This is a genomic window from Shewanella algae, assembly GCF_009183365.2.
Classification (GTDB): domain Bacteria; phylum Pseudomonadota; class Gammaproteobacteria; order Enterobacterales; family Shewanellaceae; genus Shewanella; species Shewanella algae.
The window spans coordinates 1924699-1938389 of record NZ_CP068230.1; the positions used below are offsets into that span (position 1 = coordinate 1924699).

The 13691-nt window shown below is 55.6% G+C and carries 17 protein-coding genes; 3 read left to right on the forward strand and 14 right to left on the reverse strand.

The window, feature by feature from the left end; genetic code table 11:
- Nucleotide 1: 1 nt before the first annotated feature.
- From E1N14_RS08545 to E1N14_RS08610, 14 genes are all read right to left on the reverse strand, one after another.
- Complete coding sequence (locus tag E1N14_RS08545) at nucleotides 2-778, reverse strand: hypothetical protein (RefSeq protein ID WP_025010678.1); 777 nt, start codon at nucleotides 776-778, stop codon at nucleotides 2-4.
- A gap of 7 nt (nucleotides 779-785) precedes the next feature.
- Nucleotides 786-1232 carry a GNAT family N-acetyltransferase gene (locus E1N14_RS08550; RefSeq protein ID WP_025010677.1) on the reverse strand — a complete coding sequence of 149 codons (447 nt, stop codon included), beginning with the start codon at nucleotides 1230-1232 and terminating at the stop codon, nucleotides 786-788.
- Between the two features lie 155 nt (nucleotides 1233-1387).
- A complete protein-coding gene (locus E1N14_RS08555; protein ID WP_062793549.1) occupies nucleotides 1388-1606 on the reverse strand; it encodes a DUF6500 family protein in 219 nt (72 codons plus the stop codon).
- A gap of 32 nt (nucleotides 1607-1638) precedes the next feature.
- Nucleotides 1639-2001: an MmcQ/YjbR family DNA-binding protein gene (locus tag E1N14_RS08560; RefSeq protein WP_025010676.1), complete on the reverse strand. Its 363-nt coding sequence runs from the start codon at nucleotides 1999-2001 to the stop codon at nucleotides 1639-1641.
- Nucleotides 2002-2040: 39 nt separating this feature from the next.
- The gene (locus E1N14_RS08565; protein WP_025010675.1) at nucleotides 2041-2391 is read right to left on the reverse strand and encodes a hypothetical protein; all 351 of its coding nucleotides are present in this window, start codon (nucleotides 2389-2391) and stop codon (nucleotides 2041-2043) included.
- Between the two features lie 88 nt (nucleotides 2392-2479).
- Nucleotides 2480-2896, reverse strand: a complete 417-nt coding sequence (locus E1N14_RS08570) for a GNAT family N-acetyltransferase (protein WP_025010674.1) — start codon at nucleotides 2894-2896, stop codon at nucleotides 2480-2482.
- 100 nt (nucleotides 2897-2996) lie between these two features.
- Nucleotides 2997-3518, reverse strand: coding sequence for a hypothetical protein (locus tag E1N14_RS08575; RefSeq protein WP_144168283.1), 522 nt, complete (start codon nucleotides 3516-3518; stop codon nucleotides 2997-2999).
- A 76-nt stretch (nucleotides 3519-3594) separates the two neighbouring features.
- Nucleotides 3595-3735, reverse strand: a complete 141-nt coding sequence (locus E1N14_RS08580; RefSeq protein ID WP_208136905.1) for a hypothetical protein — start codon at nucleotides 3733-3735, stop codon at nucleotides 3595-3597.
- Between the two features lie 551 nt (nucleotides 3736-4286).
- Nucleotides 4287-5090 (reverse strand): tryptophan synthase subunit alpha, encoded by an 804-nt coding sequence (gene trpA, locus E1N14_RS08585; protein WP_082813109.1) that lies wholly within the window; start codon nucleotides 5088-5090, stop codon nucleotides 4287-4289.
- Nucleotides 5087-6316, reverse strand: a complete 1230-nt coding sequence (gene trpB, locus E1N14_RS08590; RefSeq protein WP_062793538.1) for a tryptophan synthase subunit beta — start codon at nucleotides 6314-6316, stop codon at nucleotides 5087-5089. The genes trpA and trpB overlap by 4 nt, the downstream gene beginning before the upstream one ends.
- A gap of 58 nt (nucleotides 6317-6374) precedes the next feature.
- Entirely contained in the window at nucleotides 6375-7763 is a 1389-nt protein-coding gene (gene trpCF / locus E1N14_RS08595) for a bifunctional indole-3-glycerol-phosphate synthase TrpC/phosphoribosylanthranilate isomerase TrpF (RefSeq protein ID WP_062793537.1), read from the reverse strand.
- Complete coding sequence (trpD, locus tag E1N14_RS08600) at nucleotides 7760-8836, reverse strand: anthranilate phosphoribosyltransferase (RefSeq protein ID WP_025010671.1); 1077 nt, start codon at nucleotides 8834-8836, stop codon at nucleotides 7760-7762. The genes trpCF and trpD overlap by 4 nt, the downstream gene beginning before the upstream one ends.
- Complete coding sequence (locus E1N14_RS08605; protein ID WP_025010670.1) at nucleotides 8829-9431, reverse strand: aminodeoxychorismate/anthranilate synthase component II; 603 nt, start codon at nucleotides 9429-9431, stop codon at nucleotides 8829-8831. Before E1N14_RS08605 ends, trpD begins: the two co-directional genes overlap by 8 nt.
- Nucleotides 9428-10987: an anthranilate synthase component 1 gene (locus E1N14_RS08610; protein WP_062793536.1), complete on the reverse strand. Its 1560-nt coding sequence runs from the start codon at nucleotides 10985-10987 to the stop codon at nucleotides 9428-9430. Before E1N14_RS08610 ends, E1N14_RS08605 begins: the two co-directional genes overlap by 4 nt.
- A 355-nt stretch (nucleotides 10988-11342) precedes the next feature.
- Here E1N14_RS08610 and rnm point away from each other — a divergent pair, with 355 nt between their 5' ends.
- From rnm to E1N14_RS08625, 3 genes are all read left to right on the forward strand, one after another.
- Nucleotides 11343-12203: an RNase RNM gene (gene rnm, locus E1N14_RS08615; protein WP_025010669.1), complete on the forward strand. Its 861-nt coding sequence runs from the start codon at nucleotides 11343-11345 to the stop codon at nucleotides 12201-12203.
- Nucleotides 12200-12820 carry an L-threonylcarbamoyladenylate synthase gene (locus tag E1N14_RS08620; protein WP_025010668.1) on the forward strand — a complete coding sequence of 207 codons (621 nt, stop codon included), beginning with the start codon at nucleotides 12200-12202 and terminating at the stop codon, nucleotides 12818-12820. Before rnm ends, E1N14_RS08620 begins: the two co-directional genes overlap by 4 nt.
- 77 nt (nucleotides 12821-12897) lie before the next feature.
- A complete protein-coding gene (locus E1N14_RS08625) occupies nucleotides 12898-13689 on the forward strand; it encodes a segregation and condensation protein A (RefSeq protein ID WP_025010667.1) in 792 nt (263 codons plus the stop codon).
- Nucleotides 13690-13691: the final 2 nt, after the last annotated feature.

Sequence of the window (13691 nt, forward strand, 5' to 3'; positions counted from 1 at the left end):
CTCAGCTCCCTAAGCGTGTCAGTAGCAGTCCGAGCAGGGCAAAAAGCGGCAGCGGCAGTGCCAGTTTCCACATCAGGTGTTGCTCCCAAATGGGCCGGTACTGACTGATGGATTGGCCAGTTTGAGTCGCGGCTTTAAGAGGCTTGGTTTCGGTATGGGGGGATTTTGCGGCCTGGCTCTCGGCCTCCGGCGCCAAGTCGCTTGGAGCTGTGTCAAAGGGCACGGCTTTCAACTCGGGCCAGGCAGTGACTTTTTCATAAACTTCAAGTTCATAGACTGCAAGCGGGCCGGCGCAGCCGCGCAAAAAGCCTATCAATGCCAGCGCCTCGGCCATATCTGTCAGGGTGTGGCGCTGTCCGAGCAGCACCAGCTGTACCCCATTGGGCGTTTGCGCCAGTGGGGTAATATGAATAGAGAGTTGACTGTAGGGCAGGGTTTTACGGGGCTTGGCTTTTATACGCCACCAGCCAGTGTATTCTTGAATCTCAGCGCTTTTAGGGTCAAACAGCCAACGCCTTCTCACCCCCAAACAGCCAATTGCCAGGGTTAACAACAGCAAGGCCGAGACGGCATGAAATACCTGTGATTTACCTGTCAGCACGACAGCCATTAAACTTGAGGCCGACAGGGGAACCAGCATGATAAAGCCCCAGATTGTAGCCAGGGTTTGCTGTCTGCCAATAAAGTAGGCTCGTCCATCGGCATCCAGCTTTAAGTGCCAACGAGCGCCGCGGGGCAGTGCGCGATATTTTTTGTTTAACTCATCTTCCTTGGACATCAATCAGTTATCCTTTTGAGGTATCAAGTGCCAGATGCAAAATAGGGAAGGGCTTACCCATGGCATCGAGTGCCGAGCGGGAGATCTGTTTAAAGCCTTGATGGCGGTAGAATCCGACCGCCTGTGGGTTTTGTTCATTGACATCGACCAAGTTGGCACCGAGGTCTTCGATGGCATGCTTGAGCAGGGCACTGCCTACGCCTTGGCCGCGAGCCCGGCTGTGAACAAACAGCATCTCTATCTTGTCGTCTGCTACGCCCAGAAAGCCGACAATGGCTTTGGCCTCATCTCGTATACATCTGAGCGTCACCGCCGGGAAGGCCTTATCGAGGATCAGCGGCTTGAAAAAGGCGATATCGGCTTCGCTGATAAAGTCGTGGGTGGCGCGCACTGAATCTTCCCAGACTTGCAGCAGCTCAGCGAAGTCGGCACTGGATGGGGTTTCAATGTTCATATCTTGTGGTTTTCCAATCCTGGGTCGGGTTGTGGTGCTCTTTGAGAGCCAGGCCGAGCAGGATGCGCTCATCTTTCCCCGGCGCTTCCTGCAGTTGCATGGTTTATATCCATGGGCTTAATTAGGCTCTGGTTAGCGCTACTCAGCCGCTGAGGTTATTGCCCGGCTTGCACCATTTGCAGAATTTTGCGGGCCTTCTCAAAGTGATCCAGTTTGTGGGTCTGGATCCACCAGGTAGCGGCCTCCATGAGCAACTCGGGATCATCATTCTTGTTGGCAAAGAAGGCATAGAAGGAGACGCCAACATTCTCGCCCTTCTGGGCGATTTTTTGCTGGCAAATATGGATAACTTTTTGTCGCAGGCTGGCACGCATCTCGATTGTTCCCTCAATCTGAAAAGTCATTTTTAGGTGTTTTGCTGTTGCAACTGGGCTTGTTGCGCCTTGGTCAGTTTACTGACAACCAGGGCGTAGGATGCCTCAATCAGGTCACGGAGCATATCCTCGCTGACCTCACCATTCAAGGTTAGCGTGAACCAATGCTGCTTATTCATGTAATAGCCGGGCACTATCGCCTCAAAGCTATCGATCAGTGCCTGCACGTTGGCAGGTTTGGCCTTGAGTGTCACCCTAGGGGGCGTTTCCTGCTCGGCCAGCAGAGCAAACATCTTACCCATGACCTTATAGACTCTGGCCTCAGGACCAAAAGGATAGTCGGCAGTGGCGTTGGGGCATTGCTGTAACAGTTTCTTGAGTTGTGTCAGTGTCATGGCGTTCTCTGTCATTTTTGGGGGAGTATAATACCGGCTTCAGTCGACGTTTTGTTGATAACCGAACAGGACAAGCGTATCGGTCCCAAATTGGCAAGGGAGCTGACCTAGGGTTTTCAGGTCCGTGCTCAGCTCTGAGAATAAATCTGTCATCTCGTTTGCTCCCCAAGCCGATATTCTGGCTGGACGTTTTACTTTCAACTTGTCTATCTCGTTGTAGCTGACTGAACATCTTACATAAGTAAAGTGTGTCGCACCCAGCTCAGATAGAATCAGATCGGCGCGTTCGACATCCAGTGGAAAGTCTTCATCCTGCAGGCGTTTGAGCTGTAGATAGACGGGGTACTTGGCCAGAACAGTCAATACCTTGCGCCACTTGGTGTTACTCATGAGTCCGTGCATGGAAACAAGTCTCTAAATTGAACAAGGCGCAAACACGCCCTCAGGAGAAAAGGCATATTGCAGCCTGGCCAGGCCTTCAGCCATTGAAGCGTTTACACATAAAATACCTGTCCGGACTGCCGGGAATTCCGCTGACCGAGCCGACAACTTCAAACCCTTGTTTGGCATAAAATGCCGGCGCCTGAAACGACAAAGTGTCGAGCTGCGCAGCCAGGCACCCCCGTTTGATTGCCTCTTGCTCGCACAGAGCCATTAAGCGGCTGCCAAGACCTGAACCTCTATGCGCCTTCGCGACCCAAACCACCTCAATCAGCAACTGGCGATAGATGCTGCGGCCACTCACGCCACCAATGAGTTGCCCCTCGGAATCGCGTGCTATGGCGGCCAGAGGTTGGCTAGTTTCGTTTATATAGCTGTGATTATAGGTTCTGAGCTTGTCGATAAGCTCATTTTGCAGGTCATCATCAACTTGCTGTAAAAGGTCAATCTGCATACCGATTTCCTTGAGTTGTTGTTGGTTGTTTTGGATCCAGTCTTAATCAAATCAGGGGTTAAGGCTGCTGTCGTTTTATGCTCAAGGCCCAAGATCAAGGCTAATGCTCAAGGTTGAGTGTTGCGTTATCTATCAAGGTCAGATATCCCTGCTCTTCGGTCAGTTTGATCAAAACCGACAAGGTGACTTCCCTTAACGGTTCGCTTGTATCAGCAAGGCCCGCGTCGATGGAAAAGCTGTACTCTGTGGGTGTCTCGGTATTTATCAACGCCTGCACTTGCCTGAAACTGCTTATTGCCGTTTCAGAGAGTGCCAATTGGTAATGGTGTTTCATAGGGCTGGTGCTGAACAGTCCCTCGTTTGGGGGGATAATCTCAGTCGATTCCAGTCTGAGCGGGAAGCGATAACTGGATATTCCCTTACTGCTATCCAGCTCCAGGGTCAGTTCAGTGGTATCAAGGTCGAGTTTGCCCGGCGCATCGATAAGGATCTGCGATCTGATGACTTGCGGGTTTAATTGAACAAAATCCTGCTCATCGAAGGAGCTTAGACTGAGCATGGTGCCAAGTGGAATATTGGCACAACCGACAATAAAAAAGCTTATCCCAAAAACAGCTAACATCCTTTTTATCATTATTCTTTCCCTGTCCTTTATACAATCAAGTCTGATAGTGAATTTGGATTTGCTGATGAGCATGCTAATCGAGCCATTGCCCGGATTGCTCCAGGATCAACTCGCCATGTTGATTGGTGACGCTAAGCTCGCCAAAGACGGAAACAAAGTAATTGATTGAGCCGTTTTGAAACTCATAGCAGGGGGTAACACCATCATTGCACATAGTGTGTACTGTTCTGCCGGTTAATCTTATTTGATTCCCCGACTTTTTGGACTGGCCTATATAGGAAACATCGTCACATAACATTTCACTTTCACAGTTGATTTCTATCTCTATTTTATAACCATCCGTTTCCAGTGTTTAGGCCATAGCGGCAGTCGAGAATAGAATAATCGGGAGGCCAAATAGTCTTCTCATACTTGAGTTCCGCTTGGTGTAGTTGGTTGTCAGTCGCGGTTTGAGACTGGGCTCCTGAAGCGTATCTGAGTGCTGCGCGGCTCTATCCCAAGCCATTGCCTTAAATACAGCTTTAAAACAGTGTATTAAAACAATAGCTACCGCACGGCCGAAAGTCCCTTTCGTCCCTGAAGCCGAGATGATTAGCTTGATACAAGGATCTCGGTTTTACATGCTTCTCTTTGCAACCGCATAGAGAATGATTCAAGGGTATCTTGTTACCCTGTGCCAACACAAGTAACAAGCGCAAAGTCATTGTAAGGCAAACATAAAAAAGCCAGGGAATACCCTGGCTGGAGGATTAAAGAGGGCTGAGATTAGCTGGCGTCCTTCATGGCATGGGTAAAGTCGGCCAAAGTGCTCAATAGCATATCGGGTGCATTTTGGTGTTGCTCAATGATCCTGACCACGGCAGAGCCCGAGATGGCACCGGCGGCGCCGGCGGCAATTGCGGCGCTGACCTGAGCCGGCTCGGCAATACCGAACCCCAACAGTGGAGGCGGCGCATCGAAGGCTTTGAGCTTGGCCAGTACCTCATCCACCGGCATACCTGCCTTATTGTCGGCGCCTGTTACCCCGGCGCGGGACAGCAGATAGGTGTAGCCTTCAGCGGCTTCACTCACCGCCTTGAGGGTATCATCATCGGCATTGGGTGGCGCAATAAAGATAGGCGCTATGGCATGGGCCTTGGCGGCTTCTATAAAAGGTGCGGCTTCCTCAACCGGCACGTCGGCTATCAGCACTGAATCCACCCCGGCCTCGGCGGCGCGGCGATAGAAGTTGTCGATGCCGTTGGCGTACACCAGATTGGCGTACAACAGCAGGCCGATGGGCAACTCAGGATAACGGTTACGTACCTCGGCGATAAGCCCGAAGCACTTGGCTGGCGTGGTACCTGCCGCCAGCGCCCGTAAGTTGGCGCCCTGGATCACCGGGCCATCGGCCAGCGGGTCGGAAAAGGGGAAGCCCAGCTCAAGGGCGTCGGCACCATGGGCAATCAGGGTGTCGATAATCTGCAGCGACAGCTCAGGGCCGGGATCGCCCAGTGTCACAAAGGGAACAAAGGCGCCGCGGCCTTCGGCATGCAGCCGGGCAAAAGTGGTTTGATAACGTGTACTCATGCCTGTGACTCCTGTGATTTATCTGACTGCGCAGATGCAGCCTGGCGCTCTGCCAGGATATCGGAAACGGTAAATATGTCTTTATCGCCGCGGCCGGAGAGGTTAACCACCAGTATGGTTTCTTCGCGGCACTCTTTGGCAAGCCTGATGGCATAGGCCAGCGCGTGGGCCGACTCCAGCGCCGGAATAATCCCTTCGCAGCGGGCCAGTAACTGGAAGGCCTCCAGCGCCTCCTCATCGGTGGCCGACTCATAGGTGGCGCGTCCGGTGGCGTTGAGGTGGGCGTGTTGCGGGCCCACAGAGGGGAAATCCAACCCGGCAGAGATGGAGTAAGATTCTTCTATCTGGCCGTTGCTGTCCTGCATCAAGGGCGCCTTCATGCCAAAAAATATGCCAGTCTTGCCGTGCCGCAGCGGCGCGCCGTGCATCGGCGTATCTATGCCTTTTCCGGCCGGCTCAACGCCTATGAGGCGCACCGAGGCTTCATCTATGAAGTCGGCAAACATACCTATGGCGTTGGAGCCGCCGCCAACACAGGCAATGACGGCGTCCGGCAGTCGGCCTTCACGCTCAAGGATCTGCGCCTTGGTTTCGGCGCCTATCATGCGCTGGAACTCCCTGACTATGGTGGGGAAGGGGTGAGGCCCGGCGGCGGTACCCAGCAGGTAGTGCGCCTTGTCATAGCTGCCGGACCAGTCGCGCATCGCCTCGTTGCAGGCATCTTTGAGAGTGGCAGAGCCTGAGGTGACAGGAATGACCTCGGCACCCATCAAACGCATGCGGAACACATTAGGGCTTTGGCGCTCCACATCTTTGGCGCCCATGTAGATTTTACACTTAAGGCCCAGCAGGGCGCAGGCCAGGGCGGTGGCCACCCCGTGTTGACCGGCGCCGGTTTCGGCGATGATCTCTTTTTTACCCATGCGCTTGGCCAGCAGCGCCTGCCCCAGCACCTGGTTGGTCTTGTGGGCGCCGCCATGCAGCAGATCTTCCCGCTTGAGGTAGATTTTCACCTTGTCATTGGGCGACAGGTTACGGGTCAGGGTCAAGGCGGTGGGGCGCCCGGCATAGTTTTTCAAAAGCTCGGTGAACTCGGCCTGAAAGGCGGGATCATTCTGGGCCTCGACAAAGGCGCTTTCCAACTGTTTCAGCGCCGGCATCAAAATCTGCGGCACATACATGCCGCCGTATTCCCCGAAATAAGGGTTGAGTTTTAACTCGCTCATACTGCTTTCCTTAGGATACTTGTTGCGCCTGTCTGACAGGCAAATACTGTTGTTCTTGTCAGGCTTTGAGTTGCTTAAACACCGCCTGCAGTGCTGCTCTGTCTTTGATGCCGGGGGCGCTTTCCACCCCAGAGTTAAAGTCCAGCCCAAAAAAGCCCTGGGTGGCAGCCAAGGCGGCGTTGTCCGGACTCAGGCCACCGGCAAGCATGGCGCGCTCGCGCTGGGCAAGCCCTTGCTGCCAATCGAAATGTTTGCCGGTACCACCAAAGCTGTCGCCGCTTTTACTGTCATAGAGATAACGGTCGGCGCCTTCCGGCAAGGCTGGCAGCTCGCCGCCGTCGACATTGACCGGAACAGCCTTCCAGATCTCGGCCTGGTGCCCATTTTGCTCAAGCAGCTGCTTGAGCTTGGCAATATCTTCGCTTGATTCACTGCCATGAAGCTGCAGCGCGCTCAGTTTCAGCTCATTGGCCAGCTCGGCCATCTGAGTCGGTGATTCATTGACAAATACCCCCACCATCGCCAGTTTACGCGGCTGCTCGGCGTTATAACGGCACAGCTCGGCGGCGTGGGCGCGGCTGACACAACGGGGGGACTTGGCGGCGAAGATCAGGCCGCCATAGACGGCACCGGATTTTGCCGCATCCAGCAGATCCTGCTCCCGGGTCAGGCCACACACCTTGTTGTTGCCATAGATAAGGCGGCGACAGGCCAGATCCAAATCGGCCTCGGCCATCAGCGAGCTGCCTACCAAAAAGCCGTCGACCAGCGGGCTGAGGCGGCGTACATCCTCACGGCTGTAGATCCCGGATTCGCTGATGATCAGTGTCCCCTCGGGGATCTTGGGAGCTAAGTATTCTGTCATCGCCAGATCTGTACTCAGATCCCTGAGGTTGCGGTTGTTGATGCCAATAATCGGCGCGCCCAGAGCCAGCGCCCGCTTGAGTTCTTCCTCGTTGGAGACTTCGGTGAGGGTGTCGAGGGCATATTGCTCGGCTTCGCTCGCCAGCAATCGATATTGTTCATCGCTGAGTACCGACAGCATCAGCAAGATGGCATCGGCGCCCTGATGGGCCGCCAACTTAACCTGATAAGGCGAAACAAAAAAGTCTTTGCACAATACCGGTTGTTTGATTCTGGCACGCACCTTGGGCAAATAGCGAAAGTCACCCTGAAAGAAGGCCTCGTCTGTCAGTACCGACACCGCGGAGGCGTAGCGGCTGTAAACATCGGCAATGGCAACCGGATCGAAGTCTTTGCGGATAAGCCCTTTGGAGGGGCTGGCCTTCTTGCATTCCAGAATAAAGCCGGCGCCTTTTGCACTGAGTGCCTGATACAGGCTGCGATTCGACGTCTTGGGCGTCAGGCTCTCTTCGGGAAAACGCAGCTTGAGGGCTTCAATATGCTGCTGCTTGGTGGCGACGATACGCTCAAGCACGTTACTCATGATATAGCTCCTGCCTTGCTCGGTTGTGGTGAGTTGGCGTCATTGTTTTCAGCCTGGGTTTGGTGAGCCTTGTCTGCCAGGGCGTTGAGTTTGGCGCAGGCGCGGCCATCATCCAGGGTGGCCAGGGCCAGTTGGGTGGCCTGTTTGAGATTGTCTGCCTTGCCGGCGAGATAGAGCACGCAGGCGGCATTGATGGCCACGGCGTGACGCTGGGCGGCGCTGCCTTTACCGGCGAACAGTGCTTGGGTAATAAGGGCGTTTTCTGCCGGGGTGCCGCCTTCCAGCTCGGCCAGCGTCGCTTGTGGCACGCCAAAGTCTGCCGGGGTGACGCGATATTCCACTATCTCTGCACCCTTGAGTTCGGCCACCTGGGTTTCGCCGTGCAGCGCCACTTCATCCAGGCCGCTGCCGTGAACGACCATGGCGCCTTTGACGCCAAGGGCCCGCAACACCTCGGCGATGGGGCGAACCAAGCTCGGGCTGTAGACCCCGAGCAGCATATAGTCGGGGCGAGCCGGATTAATCAGCGGGCCGAGTACATTGAACAGGGTGCGGGTCTTGAGCGCCTGGCGTACAGGCACAGCGTGCCGCACTCCACCGTGATAATGGGGTGCAAACAGAAAACACAGGCCGTTGTCTGCAAGGTGTTTGGCGGCGCACTCGGGCGACATGGTCAAGTCTATGCCGAATTGTGCCAGCAGATCGGAAGAGCCCGACTTGCTGGACACCCCGCGGTTGCCGTGTTTGGCAACATTGACCCCGGCTGCGGCTGCAACAAAGGCGGCCGTGGTAGAGATATTGATGGTGTTGTGGCCGTCACCGCCGGTGCCGACAATATCCACTACCCTTTGACATTGGTGCGAAAACGGCTTGGCGGCGGCCAGCAGGGCATCGGCGGCGCCGCTGATCTCGTCTATGGTTTCGCCCTTGAGCTTGAGCGCGATCAGCATGGCCGCCATCTGGCTTTCACTGAGCTTGCCGTCGATAAGCTCGGCAAACAGGCTGGCGGCCTGGCTACGGCTCAAAGACTCGCCCCGGTACAGGCGGTCGAACAGAGGTTGCAGTTCAGTCATGGCAGGTTTCCTCGCGGCTCATGGTCAGGTATTGCAGTGTTTGCACCAGCAAGGTGCTGCCAAGGGTGGTGAGAATCGATTCGGGGTGGAACTGGAAGCCGACGGCGGCATCACAGCGATGGCTGATGGCCATAGGCATGCCTTCTGTGGTGGCAATCACCTCCAGACAGTCGGGCACCTTGGTTGCCACCAGTGAATGATAGCGGGCCACAGGCAAGGGAGATGGCAGGTTGGCAAACAGGCCGTCGCAGTTGTGCTCGACCGGGCTGGCCTTACCGTGTACCACTTGGGGTGCGCGTTCAACCTTGCCGCCGTAATGTTCAACCAGGGCTTGGTGACCAAGGCAGATACCGAGAATCGGCAGTTTGCCGGCCAGCAGCGCAATAAGCTCCATCATGCAACCGGCTTCTCTGGGGGCGCCCGGGCCGGGAGACAAAATAAGTGCCGCCTGACCCGGCTCCGCCAGCATCCGCTCGGCGAGCAACTGGGCACTGACATTATTGCGGTACACCAGCACTTCAAAGCCCAGGCTGCGGAACTGATCCACCAGGTTGTAAGTGAAGGAGTCGAAGTTATCCAATAGATAGAGTTTCACAGGCCACCTCCCATCTTGATTGCACTGATCACTGCCTGCGCCTTTTGCGCGGTTTCGTCGGCCTCGGCCTGGGGATCTGAATCATAGACCACTCCGGCCCCGGCCTGGATGTGCGCCATGCCTTCGCTGACGAAGGCGGAGCGGATCACTATGCAGGTGTCCATATCGCCAAGGGCGTTGAGATAACCTACGGCGCCGCCATAGCTGCCGCGGCGTTGCTGCTCGGTTTCACGAATGAGTTGGGCGGCGCGCACCTTGGGGGCGCCCACCAGGGTGCCCATGTTCATGCAGGCCTGATAGGCGTGCAGGGCGTCGAGATCTTCCCTAAGCTGCCCGGTTACCCGGCTGACCAGATGCATCACATGGGAGTATCTGTCTACCTTCAGCAGCTCGGCCACTTTACGACTGCCACTCTGGCTGATGCGGGCGATATCGTTGCGGGCCAAGTCCACCAACATGATGTGCTCCGACAACTCTTTCTTATCTAGTCTCAGCTCCAGCTCTATGCGGCTGTCGAGATCGAAATCTATCTCGCCATCTGGGGTCTTGCCGCGTTTGCGGGTACCGGCGATGGGGTAAACCTCAACCTGATTGCCCTCGGCTTCATACTTGAGGGCGCTTTCCGGAGAGGCGCCAAACAGGGTGAAGTCGGCGCTGCGCAGGTAAAACATATAGGGGCTGGGGTTGGTCAGTCTCAGTGCCCGATAGGCGCCCAGAGTATTGGGGCAGGGCAGGCTGAAACTGCGTGATGGCACAACCTGAAAGATATCACCGGCGCAGATATGCTCCTTGAGGCGGCTCACCTGGCGGCAAAAATCGGCGTCGCTGATATTGACGCTGGCCTCGGCATGTACGCCGCTCAAAGGGGCGACATCTTCCAGCAGCTGGCAGTTGGTTTCTATGGCATCCAGTCTGGCGTCAAGCTCGGCCTGCACCTCGCTGTTGCCATTAAACTCCATCACCACGGCTTCGGCGCAGCCCTTTTGGTGATCTACCGTTATCAGGGTTTCAGCTAGATAAAACAGATAGTCGGGGCAGTGGTTGGCGCCCTGGCTTACGCTTGGCAGCGGCTCTGTGCTGGCTATAAGGTCGTACCCTAAAACGCCGCCCAGAAATCCGGTTTCAAACTGGCTCTCTTTTTCATCAACCAGACCCTGCTGCAGTAATCTCAGGCCATCGAGCGGCGAGCCTGCCTTGAGTCTGGCATCTTCATCCAGCTCGGCAGTGATGGGGCGCAGCAGGACCTTGAGGCTCTGCTGCTCCAGGCTGACCTCACCGCGCGAGTTAAAGAAGTCGTGAATGGCGGGTAGCAGTCCGGCGCCGTTGTCTGTCAAAGCCTCGAAGCTCAAGGTCGACCCGTCACAGCGAATGGCCAGCGCCGCGTGGCTGAGGATAATGCTTTTCAGGTGATCCTTGCTGTCGATTTCGGCCGACTCCAGCAACATGCTGTCAGGCTTGTCCCGCGTCAGTTGCTGATACAGTTTCAGGGGATCGTCGTAATAGGGCAGTGACCGCGTCTGGCGGTGTACTCTGGCGATTGGCTCGATTCTGTTCATCTGTCCTTCCTGTTGTTCCGTTGTTTAGCCTGGCTGCGGGGTTTTCCTGACCGTTAAGCACAAAAAAGCCCGCAATCTCTTGCGGGCTTTTTGTTGAATTTGGCTGCGTTATTTTCAATCGTGCACAGCGCTTCACACTACCCGCGTTAAGGGAAGTGCCACCACCAGATGATGTTGAGTGAAGCGTTGAAGTGTGTCATTGAAAATTTGTCCTCTCGACGTTTGACCTATAGAAAAACCCAGCTGCCCGCCAATGTCAATTGAATATTTTTAATTTAGATAAATTTCTGCCAATTTGCCGTCGCCCAGCGGAGATAAATCGCATTTTGCCAACAAAACCAAGTACAATAGCGCTATGATAACTGAAAATACTTTGGCCGATCTTCACAGCCATACTACAGCCTCAGATGGCCAACTGACACCGTCTTTGCTGCTCGAACGCGCCCTGGAAAAGGGGGTTGAGCTGCTGGCGATTACCGATCATGACACAGTCGCCGGGCTGGATGAGGCCCATGCCTTCAATGCCGGGCAGAGCACGCCTTTGACTTTGGTGGACGGGGTTGAGATCTCTACCCGTTGGCACGCCTATGATATTCATATCGTGGCGCTGGATATCGACCGCCACGACGAAAACCTGCTTGCCTTTCTCGAGCGTCAACGTGAGCTCAGGGAAGAGCGGGCTCGCGAGATAGGCGCAAGGCTTGAAAAGGCCGGTATTCCCGGGGCTTACGAAGGCGCCAGGGCGCTCGCCGGTGATGCGGCGCTGAGCCGTGGCCATTACGCCCGTTTCCTGGCCGAGCAGGGGCACGCGCCGGACAGCGCCAGCGTGTTCAAGAAGTTTCTCGGCCGCGGCAAAACGGGCTATGTGCCCAACAACTGGGGCGAGATGGCGACGGCCATTGAGGTAATCCACAACGCAGGTGGCGTGGCCGTATTGGCCCACCCCAGTGGCTATCAACTGTCGGCCAAGTGGCTCAAACGCCTGGTGCGCGAGTTCAAGGCCGCCGGTGGCGATGCCATGGAGGTGGTGCTCGGGCAGCAAACTACAGACGACAGAAATAATTTAGGGGCGCTGGCCACTCTCAACGGCCTCTACGCCTCGGTGGGATCCGATTTCCACTTTCCCGGCCGCTGGCTGGAACTGGGCAAGAATCTGTATCGGCCCCAGGGATTGAACTGGGTCTGGCAATGCAAGCAATGGACAATAACTAAATGAGTCAATTTTTCTACGTACATGAGGTGAATCCTCAAACCCGTCTGATAAGCCAGGCGGTGAGCATTCTGAAAAGCGGCGGGGTCATAGTTTACCCCACAGATTCCGGCTATGCGCTGGGTTGTATGATTGGCGATAAAGACGCCATGAGCCGTATCGCCAGAATTCGCCAGATAGACAATGATCATAACTTTTCGCTGATGTGCCGCGACTTATCTGAGCTGTCGACCTATGCCAGAGTCGATAATCAGGCGTTTCGCATTCTGAAGAACAACACGCCGGGTTGTTACACCTTCATCTTCAAGGCCACCAAAGAGGTGCCAAGAAGGCTGCAGAATGAAAAGAAACGCACCATAGGCATTCGGGTACCGAACAATGTTATCGCCCTGGCGCTGCTGGAAGCTCTGGGTGAACCCTTGATGTCCACCAGTCTTATTCTGCCCGGCAACGACTTTACCGAGTCGGATCCCGAGCATATCCGCGATATTCTCGAACATCAGGTAGATGCCATTCTCCACGGCGGTTACCTGGGCGAAAAGCCCACCACAGTGATAGACATGTCTGAAGGCGAAATGGTCATAGTCCGTGAAGGCAGTGGCGATATCAGCCCATTTCTTTAACCGCTCAATAAAGGTATAATCGCGCGTTTGGTCGGCCTATGCCGCCTTAAGGATGCTGCCAGAGGAGAGAAAACGGCTTGAGTGAAGGCGTTCAACAGAGTCTGCCGCTTGCCGTAGTGCGGGGTGAGGCGCTTAGAGAGCTGCCTGCCGATCTCTTTATTCCTCCCGAGGCGCTTGAGGTGTTTCTTGAGGCGTTTGAAGGGCCGCTCGACTTGCTTTTGTACCTGATCCGCAAGCAAAAAATGGATGTGGTAGACCTGCCCATCCACAGGATCACCGCCCAGTATCTTGAGTATATCGAGCTGCTGCAGGGCGCCAGGGTAGAGCTGGCGGCCGACTATCTGGTGATGGCGGCAACATTGGCGGAAATCAAGTCGCGCTTGTTGTTGCCAAGGCCGGAGCTGGAAGCCGAGGAAGAGGAAGACCCCAGAGCCGTGCTGATCCGCCAACTCAAGGCTTATGAAGCCATCAAAGAGGCGGCGGTGCGGCTGGATGAACTGCCCCGGCTCGAGCGGGACGTATTCCAGGCCAAGGCGGGCAAGGCGCCGGATATCAAGCCCTTGCTGGTGCCGCCGGATGTGTCTTTGGCCGAGCTGGCCCGGGCCTTTGGCGAGGTACTCAAGCGGGTGGAAGCCGGCACTTCTCACCAGGTGCAGCGCGAGCAGCTTTCTACCCGGGAGCGGATGAGCCAAATTCTGGCCATGCTCTCCAGTGAGCATTACACCCCTTTTGAAGCCCTGTTCAAGGTGGAAGAGGGGCGCGCCGGAGTGGTGGTCAGCTTTCTGGCGTTGATGGAATTGGTAAAGGAACTGCTGGTGGAACTGATCCAGGCTGAACCTTTATCGCGAATTTATCTCAAGGCGTACTGACG